This window comes from Pseudomonas asturiensis, assembly GCF_900143095.1.
GTDB lineage: Bacteria > Pseudomonadota > Gammaproteobacteria > Pseudomonadales > Pseudomonadaceae > Aquipseudomonas > Aquipseudomonas asturiensis.
In genome coordinates this window covers 103,556-119,280 of sequence record NZ_FRDA01000007.1, presented here as the reverse complement: position 1 = coordinate 119,280, position 15,725 = coordinate 103,556, and the positions used below count along the sequence as shown (strand labels likewise).

The 15,725-nt window shown below is 61.7% G+C and carries 18 protein-coding genes; 1 reads left to right on the top strand and 17 read right to left on the bottom strand.

Features of this window, described 5'->3' with window-relative positions:
- Positions 1 to 53: 53 nt before the first annotated feature.
- The 14 genes from BUB69_RS14435 to BUB69_RS14370 all read right to left on the bottom strand — a co-directional run bounded on the left by BUB69_RS14435 (position 54) and on the right by BUB69_RS14370 (position 11,809).
- On the bottom strand, positions 54 to 362 hold the full coding sequence (locus tag BUB69_RS14435) for an urease subunit beta (protein WP_024688758.1): 309 nt from the start codon (positions 360 to 362) through the stop codon (positions 54 to 56).
- Positions 359 to 892 carry a GNAT family N-acetyltransferase gene (locus BUB69_RS14430; protein ID WP_073167905.1) on the bottom strand — a complete coding sequence of 178 codons (534 nt, stop codon included), beginning with the start codon at positions 890 to 892 and terminating at the stop codon, positions 359 to 361. Before BUB69_RS14430 ends, BUB69_RS14435 begins: the two co-directional genes overlap by 4 nt.
- Positions 893 to 905: 13 nt before the next feature.
- Positions 906 to 1,448, bottom strand: coding sequence for a GNAT family N-acetyltransferase (locus BUB69_RS14425; RefSeq protein WP_073167903.1), 543 nt, complete (start codon positions 1,446 to 1,448; stop codon positions 906 to 908).
- 9 nt (positions 1,449 to 1,457) lie between these two features.
- Complete coding sequence (locus tag BUB69_RS14420) at positions 1,458 to 1,760, bottom strand: urease subunit gamma (protein ID WP_004887254.1); 303 nt, start codon at positions 1,758 to 1,760, stop codon at positions 1,458 to 1,460.
- Positions 1,761 to 1,943: 183 nt separating this feature from the next.
- On the bottom strand, positions 1,944 to 2,789 hold the full coding sequence (locus BUB69_RS14415; protein ID WP_073167901.1) for an urease accessory protein UreD: 846 nt from the start codon (positions 2,787 to 2,789) through the stop codon (positions 1,944 to 1,946).
- A gap of 48 nt (positions 2,790 to 2,837) precedes the next feature.
- Entirely contained in the window at positions 2,838 to 3,536 is a 699-nt protein-coding gene (urtE, locus tag BUB69_RS14410; protein ID WP_073167899.1) for an urea ABC transporter ATP-binding subunit UrtE, read from the bottom strand.
- Between the two features lie 188 nt (positions 3,537 to 3,724).
- Positions 3,725 to 4,585 (bottom strand): urea ABC transporter ATP-binding protein UrtD, encoded by an 861-nt coding sequence (gene urtD, locus BUB69_RS14405; RefSeq protein ID WP_073167897.1) that lies wholly within the window; start codon positions 4,583 to 4,585, stop codon positions 3,725 to 3,727.
- Positions 4,582 to 5,661 carry an urea ABC transporter permease subunit UrtC gene (gene urtC / locus BUB69_RS14400; RefSeq protein WP_073167895.1) on the bottom strand — a complete coding sequence of 360 codons (1,080 nt, stop codon included), beginning with the start codon at positions 5,659 to 5,661 and terminating at the stop codon, positions 4,582 to 4,584. The genes urtD and urtC overlap by 4 nt, the downstream gene beginning before the upstream one ends.
- A complete protein-coding gene (gene urtB, locus BUB69_RS14395; protein WP_073168155.1) occupies positions 5,661 to 7,250 on the bottom strand; it encodes an urea ABC transporter permease subunit UrtB in 1,590 nt (529 codons plus the stop codon). The genes urtC and urtB overlap by 1 nt, the downstream gene beginning before the upstream one ends.
- 159 nt (positions 7,251 to 7,409) lie before the next feature.
- Entirely contained in the window at positions 7,410 to 8,675 is a 1,266-nt protein-coding gene (urtA, locus tag BUB69_RS14390; RefSeq protein ID WP_073167893.1) for an urea ABC transporter substrate-binding protein, read from the bottom strand.
- Positions 8,676 to 8,994: 319 nt separating this feature from the next.
- Positions 8,995 to 10,368, bottom strand: a complete 1,374-nt coding sequence (locus BUB69_RS14385) for a PepSY-associated TM helix domain-containing protein (RefSeq protein WP_073167891.1) — start codon at positions 10,366 to 10,368, stop codon at positions 8,995 to 8,997.
- An 81-nt stretch (positions 10,369 to 10,449) separates the two neighbouring features.
- Positions 10,450 to 10,884: a DUF2946 domain-containing protein gene (locus tag BUB69_RS14380; protein WP_084537105.1), complete on the bottom strand. Its 435-nt coding sequence runs from the start codon at positions 10,882 to 10,884 to the stop codon at positions 10,450 to 10,452.
- A 22-nt stretch (positions 10,885 to 10,906) separates the two neighbouring features.
- A complete protein-coding gene (locus tag BUB69_RS14375) occupies positions 10,907 to 11,368 on the bottom strand; it encodes a copper chaperone PCu(A)C (protein ID WP_073167887.1) in 462 nt (153 codons plus the stop codon).
- Between the two features lie 54 nt (positions 11,369 to 11,422).
- Positions 11,423 to 11,809 carry a DUF2946 domain-containing protein gene (locus BUB69_RS14370; RefSeq protein ID WP_073167885.1) on the bottom strand — a complete coding sequence of 129 codons (387 nt, stop codon included), beginning with the start codon at positions 11,807 to 11,809 and terminating at the stop codon, positions 11,423 to 11,425.
- Positions 11,810 to 11,991: 182 nt separating this feature from the next.
- On the opposite strand from BUB69_RS14370, the gene BUB69_RS14365 reads away from it, so the two are divergent.
- Positions 11,992 to 12,450, top strand: coding sequence for an REP-associated tyrosine transposase (locus BUB69_RS14365; protein WP_073167883.1), 459 nt, complete (start codon positions 11,992 to 11,994; stop codon positions 12,448 to 12,450).
- Positions 12,451 to 12,669: 219 nt separating this feature from the next.
- Here BUB69_RS14365 and BUB69_RS14360 read toward each other — a convergent pair whose 3' ends face one another.
- The 3 genes from BUB69_RS14360 to cbiE are packed head-to-tail and all read right to left on the bottom strand — an operon-like array spanning position 12,670 to position 15,697.
- Positions 12,670 to 13,386 (bottom strand): cobalt-precorrin-6A reductase, encoded by a 717-nt coding sequence (locus BUB69_RS14360; protein ID WP_073167881.1) that lies wholly within the window; start codon positions 13,384 to 13,386, stop codon positions 12,670 to 12,672.
- A complete protein-coding gene (locus BUB69_RS14355; RefSeq protein ID WP_073167880.1) occupies positions 13,383 to 14,495 on the bottom strand; it encodes a cobalt-precorrin-5B (C(1))-methyltransferase in 1,113 nt (370 codons plus the stop codon). Before BUB69_RS14355 ends, BUB69_RS14360 begins: the two co-directional genes overlap by 4 nt.
- Complete coding sequence (gene cbiE / locus BUB69_RS14350; RefSeq protein WP_073167878.1) at positions 14,495 to 15,697, bottom strand: precorrin-6y C5,15-methyltransferase (decarboxylating) subunit CbiE; 1,203 nt, start codon at positions 15,695 to 15,697, stop codon at positions 14,495 to 14,497. Before cbiE ends, BUB69_RS14355 begins: the two co-directional genes overlap by 1 nt.
- Positions 15,698 to 15,725 lie beyond the last annotated feature (28 nt).

Genomic DNA, 15,725 nt, shown 5'->3' with positions numbered 1-15,725 from the left:
TGCATTCCTGCACGGAGCGCAGGAACGACCCGGGTTTTGCGTCCGGTCTGGTATCAATCCAGCTCGCCCATCACCCGACCGGCAAACCCGTATACCTTGCGCAACCCGGCAAGATCCACCAGCTCGACTTCACGTGATTGCCCAGGCTCGAAGCGCACGGCGGTGCCGGCCGGGATGTTCAGGCGCATGCCGCGGCTGGCGGCACGGTCGAAGGTCAGGGCGTCGTTGGTTTCGAAAAAATGAAAATGCGAGCCCACCTGAATCGGACGATCGCCACTGTTGGCGACGGTCAGGCTCAGGGTGCGGCGGCCAGCGTTGAGCTCGATCTCGCCGGGCTGGATCTGGTATTGACCAGGGATCATGTCGGTTGCCCCAAGGTTTTGAAGTAAATGGCGGTCGGCCGGTAGCGGCCGTCCGGTGTGGCGCAGTAATCGGGCAGTTCGCCCACACGGACATAGGCCATCGAGCGATAGAAGGCTTCGGCCGTCGAGCCTGCTTCGGTGTCCAGGTGCAGCAAGCCGCGCTTGTGCTTCGCGGCGGCCTGCTCAACCGCGTCCATCAGTTGCCTGCCCAGACCACGGCCTCGCGCGGCAGGCAGCACCATCAGTTTCTGCACCTCGGCACGGTTAAGCCCATTGGGCTTCTGGCACAGCGCAAGCTGGGCACTGGCAAGGACGCGCTCGTTCTCGACCACGACCCACAGCAGCAGATTGCCTGAGGCAACGTCGCCTCTTAAGCCATCACACCAGCTCAGCGCCTGCTCCAGGTTCAGGTCGGCCATGAACCCGACCGATGCGCCATCGTGGACGGTGTCGAACAACAACTGAGCCAGGCCCTGGCGATAATGCGCGAAGCTTTCGGTGGTGACGCGACGCAACTGTGCTGGGTTCATGGAGGGCTCTCGTCTAGGCGGATGTGGGGGCTTGCGAAGCAGGCGCCTGAGCGCCGGGCGACAGGTCCAGTTGCATGAAGGTCAGGTCCAGCCAGCGGCCGAACTTGGTGCCGACCTGTGGCATCTGGCCGGTGGTGGTGAAGCCGAGTCGCGCATGCAGAGAAATCGAGGCGGCGTTACCGCTTTCGATGGCGGCGACCATCATGTGTTTGTCGCACGTGCGGGCGCGTTCGATCAGGGCTGACATCAGTTTCGGCCCCAGGCCTTTGCCGCGCTGATCGGCGCGCACATAGACCGAGTGCTCGACCGTATGACGGAAGCCCTCGAAAGGCCGCCAGTCGCCGAATGAGGAATAACCCACGACTTCACCCGCCGCATCCACGGCGACCAGGATCGGATAGGCCTGCGTCTGACGGGATGCGTACCACGCCTGACGGTTGGCCAGATCGACCGGCCGCTCGTTCCAGATGGCGGTGGTGTTGAGCACCGCATCGTTGTAGATGGCGAGGATGCCGGGCAGATCGTCCGGCAGCGCATCGCGAATCGCGTCTGGCATGTCGGTTCCTCAGGCTATCGGTTGGTGTACGGTGACCAGTTTGGTCCCGTCTGGAAAAGTCGCTTCTACCTGAATCTCCGGAATCATTTCCGGGATGCCTTCCATTACTTGCTCGCGGGTCAGCAGCGTCGTGCCGTAATGCATCAGGTCGGCGACCGTCTGGCCATCGCGCGCGCCTTCCAGCAGCGCAGCGGAGATGTAAGCCATGGCTTCCGGGTAATTGAGCTTCACCCCACGTGCCAGGCGCCGTTCGGCAACCAGTCCTGCGGTGAAAATCAGCAGCTTGTCTTTTTCGCGTGGCGTCAGGTCCATGGGCGTTCCGTGTTGTAGTGTTCGGGGTGCTGGGCAGTCATCGTTGGCGCTTTGTGTGCGGACTGGGCGGCGTTCCGTTTGTCCGCGGAAAAACCGGCAGGTCCGGTGAAGATGCAGCGGCTGAAGTGCAGCATTCGCGGACAAGTCCGCTCCCACGTCCAGCCCGTCTATAGTTACCCGACTTCATGTATTCCAGATTCTCGGCGTCACCGCCTCGCGTCCCAGCAGGGCCGGGCGCAGTTTCTTCCACAGTTCGATCAGCCAGGCCCTCGCGTGCAAGGCTTCATCGGCCAGACAGCGCGCCACCACCAGCCCTGGCAGTTGGGTCAGGTCGCCGCGCACCGGGTTGGGCATCGACAGGGTGCGGCAGGCTTCAAGCAGTTCGCTGTCTACCTCGCCGGTGATCAACAACGTAGCAAATACCGTATGGCCATCGAGCCCGACGGGCGAATCCAGCAGCCCGTCGCCACCGATAATGCGTTGGCGTTCATGCCAGATCAACGCGCCGTCGCGGCGGATATCCAGTGCCGACTGAAAATGCCCCTGCTCGAAACGCTCGCCACTGGCCGGACGTCCCAGCGCCACGACATCCCAATAGCAGAGCTTCGCATCGCCGTGCAGCTCAATGCGGGTGGTCAGTTCGGCCTGGGCATTGCTGAACACGATGGTTTCTTGAGGCAGCCATTCCAGCGTCGCGCCGGGCTCGACCTGCAGTTCCAGTTGCTGAAAGGCAGGGCTTGCCGCGCGATACCATTTCGCGGCGCCGGGGCTGGTCAGTTGTGCCCAGGCATCGGTGCCGACGTTCGCTGAAATATCCAGCCGGTCGCCGCCCGCGATACCGCCCGGCGGGTGAACGATGATGTGCTGACACACCTGCGGTCCTTCCGCATACAGGTGCTTCTGCACCCGCAACGGGCCTTTGTGACGGCGCTGAACAGGCCGCGTGCTGTCGTCAAAACGCCCGTAACCCAGCTCCAGCTCGGCGTGCCAGCTGGGGGTGAACAGGGCGGAGTTGGCAGGCAGATTCATGGCGTCTTCATTTCTGTGTCGAGGGCTGCACGATAACGGATTGGCGCATCAAATGGTGACCAGACCGCGCACGCCTTCGGCCTCCATGTTCTCGCCACGACCCTGCTGCACGATTTCACCGCGCGACATCACCAGATACTGGTCTGCCAGTTCGGCGGCAAAGTCGTAGAACTGCTCCACCAGCAGAATAGCCATGTCGCCGCGCTCGGCCAGGGTCTTGATCACTGCGCCGATTTCCTTGATCACCGACGGCTGAATCCCTTCGGTGGGTTCATCGAGAATCAGCAGGCGCGGGCGGCTCGCCAGTGCGCGGCCGATCGCCAGCTGTTGCTGCTGACCCCCCGACAGGTCGCCGCCACGGCGATGCTTCATTTGCAGCAATACCGGGAACAGCTCGTAAATAAAGGCAGGCACTTCCTTGGCCTCCGAGCCCGGAAAGCGCGACAGGCCCATCAACAGGTTCTCCTCGACCGTCAACCGTCCGAAAATCTCGCGGCCCTGTGGCACGTAAGCAATACCTGAGTGAACGCGTTGGTGCGGCTTGAAGCCGGTGATGGCCTTGCCTTCCCATTTCACCGAGCCTTCCTTTGACGGCAGCAAGCCCATCAGCACCCGCAGTAGCGTGGTTTTGCCCACACCGTTGCGGCCCAGCAGGCAGGTGACTTCACCGACCTTCACGTCAAAGGACAGGCCACGCAGAATGTGGCTGCCGCCGTAATATTGATGAAGCTTTTCGACCTGCAGCATGGTTCATGTTCTCGTTTAGTACAGCTTGATCGTTGGCCATGAGCGGCTTGCCAGTGAAATCCCGGCGCCTTTCAGCCTGTGGGAGCGGATCTCAACCTGTGGGAGTGGACTTGTCCACGAAGACTGATTTTCAGACGCAACCCTTCGACTGAATACACGGACACGTACGCTCCCACTGGCTGGATATTTCAACGGCCCAGGTACACCTCGATCACGCGTTCGTCTGCCTGCACATCGTTCAGCGAGCCTTCGGCCAGTACACTGCCCTGGTGCAACACCGTCACGTGATCGGCAATCGAGCCGACGAAGCCCATGTCATGCTCGACCACCATCAGCGAATGCTTGCCCGCCAGGCTCTTGAACAGTTCGGCGGTGAATTCGGTTTCGGCGTCGGTCATGCCTGCGACCGGCTCGTCGAGCAGCAGCAATTGCGGGTCCTGGACCAGCAGCATGCCGATTTCCAGAAACTGCTTCTGACCGTGGGAGAGCAATCCCGCCGGACGCTGCGCAGAGCCTGTCAGGCGAATGGTTTCCAGTACCTCGTTGATCCGGTCGCGCTGTTCGCCGTTGAGGCGGGCGCGCAGGCTGGCCCACACCGACTTGTCGGTCTTCTGCGCCAGTTCCAGGTTCTCGAACACGCTCAGTGCCTCGAACACGGTGGGCTTCTGGAATTTGCGTCCGATCCCGGCCTGGGCGATCTGCACTTCGCTCATCTGGGTCAGGTCCAGCGTTTCACCGAACCAGGCTTTACCGTGGCTGGGCCGGGTCTTGCCGGTGATCACGTCCATCAACGTGGTCTTGCCCGCGCCGTTGGGGCCGATGATGCAGCGCAGTTCACCCACGCCGATGTACAGATTCAGGTCATTGAGCGCCTTGAAGCCGTCGAAGCTGACGCTGATGTCTTCCAGGGTCAGGATCGTGCCGTGGCGCGTGTTCAACCCCTTGCCCGCACTTTGACCAAGGCCCAGCGCGTCGCGGCTGGTGCCTGCGTCGGAGTTGGGATCCAGCACGGGTTCGAGCATGAAGGAGGGCGTTGGCGTGGTTTTCATGACTCGTTCCTTTTCTTCAGTACGCCGATGACGCCTTTGGGCAGGTAGAGCGTGACGATGATGAATAGCGCGCCAAGGAAGAACAGCCAGTATTCCGGGAATGCCACGGTGAACCAGCTCTTCATGCCGTTGACCAGTCCGGCACCCAGCAGTGGGCCGATCAGCGTGCCGCGCCCACCCAGTGCGACCCAGACGGCGGCCTCGATGGAGTTGGTCGGCGACATTTCACTCGGGTTGATGATGCCGACCTGCGGCACATACAGCGCACCGGCCAGGCCGCACAGCACTGCGCTCAATACCCAGACGAACAGCTTGAACCCGCGCGGATCATAGCCACAGAACATCAGGCGGTTTTCCGCGTCGCGCAGGGCGGTCAGCACCCGGCCGAATTTGCTCTGCGCCAGCCGCCAGCCGATGTACAGGCTGACGACCAGCAGCACTACGGTGGCCAGAAACAGCGTCGCCCGCGTGCCCTGCGAACTGATGCTGAAACCCAGAATGCTGCGGAAGTTGGTGAAGCCGTTGTTGCCGCCGAAACCGGTTTCGTTGCGGAAGAACAGCAGCATGCCTGCGAAGGTCAGGGCCTGGGTCATGATCGAGAAATACACGCCCTTGATCCGTGAGCGGAAGGCGAAGAAGCCGAACACCAGCGCCAGCAGTCCGGGCGCCAGTACCACCAGACACAGCGCCCACAGGAAGTGGTCCGTGCCTGCCCAGTACCACGGCAGTTCGGTCCACGACAGGAAGGTCATGAATGCGGGCAGGCCGTCACCCGCCGCTTCGCGCATCAGGTACATGCCCATGGCATAACCGCCCAGCGCGAAGAACAGGCCGTGGCCCAGTGACAGCAGCCCCGCGTAACCCCAGACCAGGTCCAGCGCCAGGGCGACAATGGCGTAGCAGAGAATCTTGCCCACCAGTGTCAGGGTATAGGCCGACACCTGTAGGCTGTTGTCGGCGGGCAGCAGCGAAAGCAGCGGCATGGCCAGCAGGACAGCCAGCACCAGAATGCCCACCGTCAGCGTGCCTTTGGGGCCGACTTTTTGTGCAGCGGTTACCATCAATGGCTGGCTCATCAGTCAATCACCCGTCCTTTCAATGCGAAGAGGCCTTGCGGACGTTTCTGGATAAACAGAATGATCAGCGCCAGGATCAGGATCTTGCCCAGCACGGCGCCGATTTGCGGTTCGAGAATCTTGTTGGCGATACCCAGCCCGAAAGCCGCCATCACACTGCCGGCCAGTTGCCCGACGCCGCCGAGCACCACTACCAGGAACGAGTCGATGATGTAGCTCTGGCCCAGGTCCGGGCCGACGTTGCCGATCTGGCTCAGGGCCACGCCGCCCAGGCCTGCAATGCCCGAGCCCAGCCCGAAGGCCATCATGTCGATGCGCCCGGTCGGCACGCCGCAGCAGGCGGCCATGTTGCGGTTCTGGGTCACGGCGCGAACGTTCAGGCCCAGGCGCGTCTTGTTCAGCAGCAGCCAGGTGAGCACCACGACGAACAGCGCAAAGGCGATGATCACGATGCGGTTGTAAGGGAGTACCAGATTGGGCAGCACTTGAATGCCGCCGGACAGCCATTGCGGGTTGGCGACCTCGACGTTCTGCGCGCCGAACGCCAGACGCACCGCCTGAATCAGCATCAGGCTGATGCCCCAGGTGGCGAGCAGGGTTTCCAGCGGGCGGCCATACAGATGGCGAATCACCGTGCGCTCCAGTGCCATGCCGATCAGCGCCGTCACGAAGAACGCCACTGGCAATGCCACCAGTGGATAAAACTCGATGGCGCTCGGCGCGTAGCGCTGGAACATCAACTGCACGACGTACGTCGAGTAGGCACCGAGCATCAGCATTTCGCCGTGGGCCATGTTGATCACGCCCAGCAGGCCGAAGGTAATCGCCAGGCCCAGGGCGGCCAGCAGCAGGATCGAGCCCAGCGACATGCCGCTGAAGGCCTGGCCGAGGATTTCACCGATCATCAGTTTGCGTTTGACCTGCGCCAGGCTGGTTTCAGCGGCAATACGCACGGATGCGTCGGTTTCAACCCCCGGCGACAGCAGCGATTCGAGGCGCGTGCGGGCCAGCGGGTCACCGGTTTCACCCAGCAGGCGGACAGCGGCAAGGCGCACGCTGGGGCTGCTGTCGACCAGTTGCAGGTTGGCCAGTGCCAGGGTCAGTGCGTCTTTTACGCCGGAGTCTGTCTCGGTCGCCACGCGTTGGCTTAGCAGGTCCAGTTGTGCAGGGCGGGCGCTTTTCTGCAATTGCAGGGCGGCGGCCATGCGCAGTTTGACATCGGCCGCCAGCAATTGGTGGCTGGCCAGCGCGGTCTCTACCAGACCCCGCAGCCGGTTGTTCAGGCGCAATTTGCGCGGTTCATCAGGTGTGGGTGCATCTGCCGCAGCCGGGGCTGCTGCGTCCACTGCGACATAGCGGTCATTGTTCTCGATCCAGGCCCGCTTGCTGCTGTCGGCGGCAACCCGGCCGTCGCGCAGCGCTTCAAGCAGTTCAACCCGCTCAGGAACAGGCTTGGCCGCCCAGGCTTCAAGCAAATCTGCCTGTTGCGAAGAACTGGCCGCTGCGAAATCGCCTGCATCACTGGCCTGCGCCGTGAAAGGCAGCAGCAGGGTGATGGCGAGGATCAGGCGGTAGAGATAAGAGGGCATATCAATGGCCTTGCTGGACACGTCTGGATAAATCCACCGGCCCGTGGGAGCGAGCGTGCTCGCGAAGGCGGTTTCTCAGGCTGCACATTTCTGTTGAATGCACTGGCCTCTTCGCGAGCAAGCTCGCTTCCACTGGGCGGTGGAAGCGATCACCCGTTATCAGTTGCTCTTCACCGCGTGATCCGGCTTCTTGTCGTTGCCAGGAATGTACGGGCTCCATGGCTGGGCACGGATCGGTTCCTTGGTCTGCCAGACCACGTTGAACTGACCGTTTTCCTCGACTTCACCGATCATCACCGGCTTGTGCAGGTGGTGGTTGGTCTTGTCCATCGTCAGGGTAAAGCCGGACGGCGCGGCGAAGGTCTGCCCGGCCATGGCTTCGCGAACCTTGTCGACGTCGGTGGACTTGGCTTTCTCGACGGCCTGCGCCCACATGTGGATACCGACATACGTGGCTTCCATCGGGTCGTTGGTGACGGCCTTGTCAGCCCCCGGCAGGTTTTTCTTCTTGGCGTAGGCTGTCCAGTCAGCGACGAACTTCTTGTTGACCGGGTTTTCCACGGACTGGAAATAGTTCCAGGCCGCGAGGTGACCGACCAGCGGCTTGGTGTCGATGCCGCGCAGTTCTTCTTCGCCGACCGAGAAGGCCACGACCGGTACGTCGGTGGCTTTCAGGCCTTGGTTGGCCAGTTCCTTGTAGAACGGCACGTTGGAGTCGCCGTTGACGGTGGAGATGACCGCCGTTTTGCCGCCAGCCGAGAACTTCTTGATGTTGGCGACGATGGTCTGGTAATCGGCGTGGCCGAACGGGGTGTAGACCTCTTCGATGTCGCTGTCTTTCACGCCTTTGGAGTGCAGGAACGCGCGCAGAATCTTGTTGGTGGTGCGTGGATAAACGTAGTCGGTGCCCAGCAGGAAGAAGCGTTTGGCCGCACCGCCGTCTTCGCTCATCACATACTCGACAGCAGGAATCGCCTGTTGGTTAGGCGCTGCACCGGTGTAGAACACGTTTGGCGACATTTCTTCGCCTTCGTACTGCACCGGGTAGAACAGCAGGCCGTTGAGTTCTTCGAACACCGGCAGGACCGATTTGCGCGACACCGATGTCCAGCAGCCGAACACCACGGCCACCTTGTCCTGGGTCAGCAATTGACGGCCCTTTTCAGCGAACAGCGGCCAGTTGGACGCCGGGTCGACCACCACCGGTTCCAGCATCTTGCCGTTTACGCCGCCCTTGGCATTGATCTCGTCAATGGTCATCAGCGCCATGTCTTTCAACGAGGTCTCGGAAATGGCCATGGTCCCGGAAAGCGAATGCAGGATGCCGACCTTGATGGTTTCGGCGGCCTGAACGGTCCACGACAGGCCCATGGCTGCGATGGATGCGGACAGGGTGAAGGCTTTGATCAGACTGCGACGCTTCATTGGACGGGCTCCGTTGATCTGTTTTTTTTGGTTGTGCAGAACGACTCTTTGAAGCCTTCCAAGCAAAGGCTGTGCCCAGCCTGAAAAATGGCTTTAGAACGGGCCTTGGAGCGCCATGGCGGCCGAGTGGTGCACTGATGTGGAGCCAGGAAGGGAGGTTGGTGCGCGACGACGTGCCTTGTTGGTGCGCTGGGCGCGCAAAACGAGAAAAGCCGCCCGAGGGCGGCTTTTTTATATCTTTAAATAACGAGGCCTGATCCTGTCAGGTGAGGAATTCATCACAAAACCGCCCGGCGGTTTCAGGCCTCGTGCGTGCAATTTAAGCTGCTGCAGAGGAATTAGCAAAGCGGGAGAAAACTATTCGATCAAATAGCCATACCGCGACCAGCGAAACCCCAACCAGTGGAAATGCCACGGCAATGCCGAACATGATCACCATGGCGGTTTTCCAGCGTGGCAGGTCGTGACGCAGCGGTGGTACGCCAAGCCTGCCCTGGGGACGGCGCTTCCACCAGATCACCAACCCGCTGACAGCGCTGAGCAGGATCATCAGGCAGGCGAGGAAGATCAGTAACTGATTGATCCAGCCGAAAAACTTCCCTTCATGCAGCATCACGCCCATCTCGGTCGCGCGTGAAACCAGGCTGTAATCCTGCCAGCCAACATCCGCCAGCACCTTGCCGCTGTACTGGTCGATATGCAGCGTGGCGTCATTGCGCGGGTCATCGGCGAACACCGACACTGTGAACACGCCCTCGGCGTTCTTGGGGGCAGTGATGCTGTAACCAGGCTCGATGCCCTTGGCGGTTGCGATCTCCACCACCTGCTGCAGGCTGATCTTCGGCGCAGCGGGGCCTGCGGACATGCCGTGCTGATGCATGTGCTCGGCATGCTCGCCAGTGGATTGCGGCATCGGCGTGTTTTCCATTGCCCACGGCACGGTCTGGGCGCTGGCGGTGTTGAGTTCACCGGCCAGTTGCGTGGAAGTGGGCACGTTGGTCCACATTGCCGCAGGAAAGGTGTTCCAGACCGCTGCGTACTGCTTGCCCCACATGCCGGTCCAGGTCATGCCGCTGAGCAGCATGAACAGCAGAATCAGTGATCCCCAGAAACCGGTGACCGCGTGCAGGTCTTTCCACAGCACGCGCCCGCGAGCGGTCAGCCGTGGCCACAGCACGCCGGCAGCGCGGGAGCCACGTGGCCACCACAGATAGAGCCCTGAAATCACCAGCATGATGCCCCAGCCTGCCGCCAGTTCGATCAGTCGGTCACCGACCGTACCGATCATCAGCTCGCCGTGCAGGGCGCGGGCAATGGCCTGCAGGTTTTGCTTCGCGTCCTGAGTGCCCAGGATCTCGCCGCGGTACGGGTCGACAAAGACGTTCACCTCACGTCCCTGATCACGCATCACGAACTGCGCACTGCCTTCGGCACTGACCGGCGGGAAATATTTGCTGATGGCGGCCTGTGGATAAGTGCTTAGCACGCGCTGTTGAAGCTCGTCGGCGCTGATCTGGTGATGAGCGGGCGTCACGCTCAACAGATCGCTGTACATCAGGTTGTCCAGCTGCGGCTTGAACAGGTAAATGATCCCGGTCAGTGACAGCAGGATCATGAACGGCGCGACGAACAGCCCGGCGTAGAAATGCCATCGCCAGGCCAGGTTGTAGAAAGAAACAGTGGGTTTTGACACGGTCAACGCTCCCGAAGAGGGATAACACAGCACAACGCGCCCGGGGCCTGAGCCGAGGGCGGTCATGGGATTTTTCTGGTGCTAGGCTGTGCGTCGCGCTGGCGGTGCCCGACTTCGGGCATTGGGAAAGATGGCTCTTTGCGCATGCCCGAGTCGGGGCTGCGCAGTAAAGAAGTCCGCAGGACGAGGCGGGGCGTCGGCAACCAGCACGGCCATGTAGGGCAACGCCGGGCAACTGAACAGCAGCGTGCAATAACCGCACTTGGCCCACAGCGCATGATCACCCATGCCTGCATCAGGCGATGTAGCGTGTTCGCTGCCGTGATGGGCGTGGCTGTCGGCCGAGCTGCCCATCTCCATGGTCATCGATGACGGCATCGAACTGGCGGCGTGCTGATCCATCGGCATCGACTGGGAAATCAGCGGACCGATAAAAATCATCAACATGGCGAACAGGCTCAGCCACGCAGCCCTGTTTTTAACAGGGACGGCTGATCGTTCGCGGGTTCGGCGCATGGCGCTCAATCGGGAAGGCTACTCAATGCTGGTGTTCGGGTGCCTGCTTTTGTACCACGACCTGCACCTGGACATCTCCCGCCTTCTCGAAATGCAGCGTCATCGGGAAGCGTTGCCCGACGAGCAGCTTCGAACGGTCTTTGATATCCAGCAGCATCACGTGCCAGGCCATTGGGGCGAAGGTCACAGTGGCTCCGGCAGGTACGTCCACGGTCTGCACCTGCTGCATCTTCATCAGGCCGTCCGCCTGGATGTGCTGATGCAGTTGTGCCTGACCCGCAATCGGGGTATCGACGCTGACCAGACGGTCTGCGGTGTCACCTTTGTTTTCGAGCACGAAATAGGCGGCCACGGTCGGGGCGTTGGGTGGCAGCTCCATCGACCAGGGGTGGGCAATCATGATCTGGCCAGCGGTGTACTGGTGAGCATGGGCAAAACAGGCAGGCAGCAACAGGGCGGCCAGCATGAGGGCTTTTTTGAGCATCGGGGTTCTCCGGTCAATCCATTCAGGTGCATTCAGGCACGGGCAAACGGGGTATCAGACCGGTGGAGAGGCTCGCGGGTTGGCGCTTGGCCATTGCAGGCGAGGCGAGGCATGAATCAGGAAAATCGCGGGCGCGAATCGCTCGGGCTCCAGACGCGCCACCAGCCCATGGCTGAATCCGGGCGGGATGACCACAAACACCGATCCCGAACAGCATGGGCAATGCTGCATTGCAGACTGATGCTGCTCGTCAGGAATGCTCTGCGACGCTTCGCTCAAGGGAACAGCGACCAGTCGCGTGCCGCTGCCGCTACAGAACGTCCCCCACAGCACCTGTTCCCCGGCGGCACGTGGTGTGCCGGGTGACAGTGGCATGGCCAGCAGACTGAACAGCACTGCAAAGCAGGCAATCCAGACCGATGTCGTGCGTCGTGAAGACATCACAGGTTCCGTTCTTGTTGGGTAATCGACCCCGCCATTTAGCCTGAATGGAGGGAATAAGTAAAAAGGGCAGGGCGTGGTGGGGTGTCGCGGGCTGGAAATATTCGGGTAAATGATTAGCACGCCTTCACTTCGGTGAGGCGCTAGAGTCAGTTTTCAACAGGCAATGAATGAGGCTAGGGATGGCTGGAAAAGCATACTCACACCGTCTGCGTATTGGACGGGCTTCTGACGTTGGGCAAATCTATCTGGTGACTGCAAAAACATTTCAGCGTGCGCCTGCTTTCTCCGACTGGTGCCTGGGTCGATTGTTGGTCAGCGAGTTGCGAGATGTTCAGGAGAGGCAGTTGGCGGACTCATTGGCGTGGGTTGTCATGCCAGACCATTTTCATTGGTTGCTTGAGTTGAAAGGTCCCTCTCTGTCTGGCGTGGTCCAGCGTGTGAAGTCGAGAAGCGCAATCGCGGTGAACAAGGCAAGTGGTTGTTCCGGAACGTTTTGGCAGAGTGGCTTTCATGATATCGCTGTTCGAGAAGAGCGTAATCTTGTCCATTTTGCTCGCTACATCGTCGCCAATCTGGTTCGCGCAGGTCTGGTCAACAGCGTTCGGGAGTACCCATTGTGGGACGCTGTGTGGCTTTAGATCTGTACTGGCAGCACTTACGCCTTCGCGAGCAAGCTCGCTCCCACGGAGAACTCAAATTTGTGGGAGCGAGCTTGCTCGCGAAGGCGGCAGAGTGAGCACTACTGCTTCAGCGCCCTTAACACCTCATTAACCCCGGTGGAGTCGCTGCCACTGTTTCCCCACGGAGAACTCAAATTTGTGGGAGCGAGCTTGCTCGCGAAGGCGGCAGAGTGAGCACTACTGCTCCAGCGCCCTTAACACCTCATTAACCCCCCAAAACACCCGATCCACTTCGGGCAATTCAGGCCGTTTCAGGATCAGTACCGGCAAGCCGCGCTCGCGGGCGATGTCGAGTTTGGGTTCGGTGGAATCGCTGCCGCTGTTCTTGCTGATCAGTACGTCGATCCGGCGTTGTTCGAATAGCTGACGCTCGTCTTCCAGCAAGAAAGGCCCGCGGGCGCCGATGACGTCGCAGCGCTCGTTGCCGGGGTAGCTGTCCAGTGCGCGCAGGGTCCAGAACTGGTGCTCCGGGATTTCTTCAAGATGCTGCAACGGCTCGCGACCCAGGGTGAACAGCGGCCGCTTGAACGGTGCCAGCGCAGCGACCAGTTCCGACCAGTCGGCCACTTCCCGCCAGTCATCGCCCGGCCCGGCCTGCCACGCAGTGCGGCGCAAGGCCCAGCAGGGAATACCTGCGCGCTTTGCAGCAAGGGCAGCGTTGTGGCTGATTTGGGCTGCGTAAGGGTGCGTCGCGTCCAGCAGCAAATCGACGCCTTGCTCACGAATGTACTGTGCCATGCCCTCTGAGCCGCCATAACCGCCGACTTTCAACTGGCAGGTCAGGTCGGTCGGCACTCGGCCAACGCCTGCCAGGCTGTAAATGTGCTCAGGCCCCAAGGTGCGGGCGATGGCCAGGGCTTCGGTAATACCACCCAATAACAAAATACGTTTCATTCGGGTTCGCCGGGGGATAGCACGCCAGCCTGCCCGACAATCGCGCCCTGACGATCGATGGCAAACACCTCGACCTGAACGCTGGCGGGCACCACACTGCGGGCGAAATTCAAGGCGTGCTGACAGACCACATCACCCAATGGCACGCCGACCGCTGCGCTCATCGCCAGTGCCTGCTGGCTGGTGTTGGCATCGCGTATCTGCTGTTGCAGTTCGCTGTCCGCGCCAGCATCCGCCGCCCATTGCGCCAGTTGCGGCAGGTCGATGCTGGAATGGCGGCTGTGCAGGTCCATGTGTCCAGCCGCCAGTTTGCTGATCTTGCCGAAGCCGCCGCACAGGCTGAGCTTGTTCACAGGCACTTTGCGCAGGTGCTTGAGCACCGCGCCCACGAAGTCGCCCATTTCGATCAGGGCAATGTCCGGGATGTTGTACACCCGGCGCATGGTGTCTTCGCTGGCGTTTCCGGTGCAGGCGGCGATGTGCAGGTAGCCATTGGTGGTGGCGACATCGATCCCCTGATGGATCGACGCGATATACGCCGCGCAGGAAAAGGGCCGCACGATCCCGCTGGTGCCCAGGATCGACAGCCCACCGAGAATCCCGAGACGCGGATTCATGGTTTTCAGCGCCAGCGCCTCGCCGCCCTCGACCCCGATCATGACTTCGAAACCGCCACCATAGCCCAGCGATTCAGCCAGGTTCAGCAAGTGCTCGGTCATCATGCGGCGCGGCACGGGGTTGATGGCCGGCTCCCCGACGCCCAGCACCAGGCCGGGACGTGTCACGGTGCCGACCCCTGCGCCCGCGACAAAGCGCACGCCGGGCTCGGGTTCCAGTCTGACCCGGGCGAACACCAGCGCCCCATGCGTCACATCAGGGTCGTCGCCTGCGTCTTTCAGCGTCCCGGCCTCAGCGTAGTCATCCACACAGCGGCAGAACTCCAGACGCATCTGCACCTGTTTGCCCTTGGGCAGCACGATTTCGACCGCATCGCTCACCTGCCCGCTGAGCAGCAATCTGGCGGCCGCGAGGCTGGTCGCGGTCGCGCAGCTCCCCGTGGTCAAGCCGCTACGTAGCGGGGCGGGTTGTTCAGCGGTCTCATCACGCATCAGGGTTTGACCACATCCAGCAGGGTGATCGGCAAGGCCTGACGCCAGGTATCGAACTCGCCCAACGGCTGGGCGTGGGCAACGTGGATACGGGTCAGCTCGCCGCCGTAACGCTCGCGCCAGGCCATCAGTGCGGTCTCGCTTTGCAGGGTGACGGCATTGGCGACCAGCCTGCCACCCGAGCGCAGCTGCTCCCAGCAGGTTTCCAGCACGCCGATGCGGGTCACGCCGCCGCCGATGAAGATGGCGTCCGGACGTTCAAGGCCGCTCAGGGCCTGTGGCGCTGTGCCGCGCACCAATTGCAGACCCGGCACGCCGAGCGCATCGCGATTGAATTCGATCAGTTGCTGCCGTCCTTCGTCAGCCTCGATAGCCAGCGTGCGGCACGTCGGGTGGGCTCGCATCCATTCGATGCCAATGGAACCGCAACCGGCACCGACATCCCATAGCAACTCGCCCGGCACCGGGGCCAGACGGGCCAGCGTGATTGCTCTGACGTCCCGTTTGGTGAGCTGGCCGTCATGCTCGAACGCGCTGTCGGGCAAACCGGCGAGGGTTGTCAGGCGCGTGGCACTGGCGTCGGCACGGCAGTCGATGGCGACCAGATTCAACGCGGCTATATCAGGGTTGCCCCAGTGGCTGGCCAGGCCATCGATACGCCGCTCTGCATCGCCGCCCAGGTGTTCGAGCACGGTCATGTGACTGGGGCCGAAACCCCGGTCGCGCAGCAGGCCGGCAATGATCGCCGGGCTGCTGCCGTCGTTACTCAGCACCAACAGGCGCACGCCGTGATGAATGTGGGCGTTGAGCGCAGCGACGGGGCGGGCAACCACCGACAGCGTGACCACATCCTGCAGCGGCCAGCCCAATCGCGCCGCGGCCAGAGAATAAGAGGAGGGTGCAGACAGGATGCGCATCTCATCGATAGCGACGACACGACTGAGGCTGGCACCGACGCCGAACAGCATCGGATCGCCGCTGGCCAGCACGCAGACTTCGGCACCGCGCTGTTCCAGTACAGGATTGAGCGAAAAAGGACTCGGCCAGGCGCGACGTTCGGCACGGATGCACGGTGGCAGCAATGCCAGCTGGCGCGGGCCGCCGAACACCTGATCGGCGCGCAGCAGAGCATGCCGGGCGTTCCTGCCCAGGCCTTTGTAACCGTCTTCTCCGATTCCCACCACTGTCAGCCAAGGCGACATGCATACCCCTCAATCCGAACTTCCGACA

What these genes read in the sequence shown, in the direction of transcription:
- urtE (WP_073167899.1), bottom strand. Translation starts at nt 3,536, where the DNA reads ATGCTGCAGGTCGAAAAGCTTCATCAATATTACGGCGGCAGCCACATT.
- BUB69_RS14360 (WP_073167881.1), bottom strand. Translation starts at nt 13,386, where the DNA reads ATGAAACGTATTTTGTTATTGGGTGGTATTACCGAAGCCCTGGCCATC.
- BUB69_RS14420 (WP_004887254.1), bottom strand. Translation starts at nt 1,760, where the DNA reads ATGGACCTGACGCCACGCGAAAAAGACAAGCTGCTGATTTTCACCGCA.
- urtB (WP_073168155.1), bottom strand. Translation starts at nt 7,250, where the DNA reads ATGCCCTCTTATCTCTACCGCCTGATCCTCGCCATCACCCTGCTGCTG.
- BUB69_RS14375 (WP_073167887.1), bottom strand. Translation starts at nt 11,368, where the DNA reads ATGCTCAAAAAAGCCCTCATGCTGGCCGCCCTGTTGCTGCCTGCCTGT.
- BUB69_RS14415 (WP_073167901.1), bottom strand. Translation starts at nt 2,789, where the DNA reads ATGAATCTGCCTGCCAACTCCGCCCTGTTCACCCCCAGCTGGCACGCC.
- urtC (WP_073167895.1), bottom strand. Translation starts at nt 5,661, where the DNA reads ATGAGCCAGCCATTGATGGTAACCGCTGCACAAAAAGTCGGCCCCAAA.
- BUB69_RS14430 (WP_073167905.1), bottom strand. Translation starts at nt 892, where the DNA reads ATGAACCCAGCACAGTTGCGTCGCGTCACCACCGAAAGCTTCGCGCAT.
- cbiE (WP_073167878.1), bottom strand. Translation starts at nt 15,697, where the DNA reads ATGTCGCCTTGGCTGACAGTGGTGGGAATCGGAGAAGACGGTTACAAA.
- BUB69_RS14370 (WP_073167885.1), bottom strand. Translation starts at nt 11,809, where the DNA reads ATGTCTTCACGACGCACGACATCGGTCTGGATTGCCTGCTTTGCAGTG.
- BUB69_RS14365 (WP_073167883.1), top strand. Translation starts at nt 11,992, where the DNA reads ATGGCTGGAAAAGCATACTCACACCGTCTGCGTATTGGACGGGCTTCT.
- BUB69_RS14380 (WP_084537105.1), bottom strand. Translation starts at nt 10,884, where the DNA reads ATGCGCCGAACCCGCGAACGATCAGCCGTCCCTGTTAAAAACAGGGCT.
- BUB69_RS14355 (WP_073167880.1), bottom strand. Translation starts at nt 14,495, where the DNA reads ATGCGTGATGAGACCGCTGAACAACCCGCCCCGCTACGTAGCGGCTTG.
- urtD (WP_073167897.1), bottom strand. Translation starts at nt 4,585, where the DNA reads ATGAAAACCACGCCAACGCCCTCCTTCATGCTCGAACCCGTGCTGGAT.
- urtA (WP_073167893.1), bottom strand. Translation starts at nt 8,675, where the DNA reads ATGAAGCGTCGCAGTCTGATCAAAGCCTTCACCCTGTCCGCATCCATC.
- BUB69_RS14435 (WP_024688758.1), bottom strand. Translation starts at nt 362, where the DNA reads ATGATCCCTGGTCAATACCAGATCCAGCCCGGCGAGATCGAGCTCAAC.
- BUB69_RS14425 (WP_073167903.1), bottom strand. Translation starts at nt 1,448, where the DNA reads ATGCCAGACGCGATTCGCGATGCGCTGCCGGACGATCTGCCCGGCATC.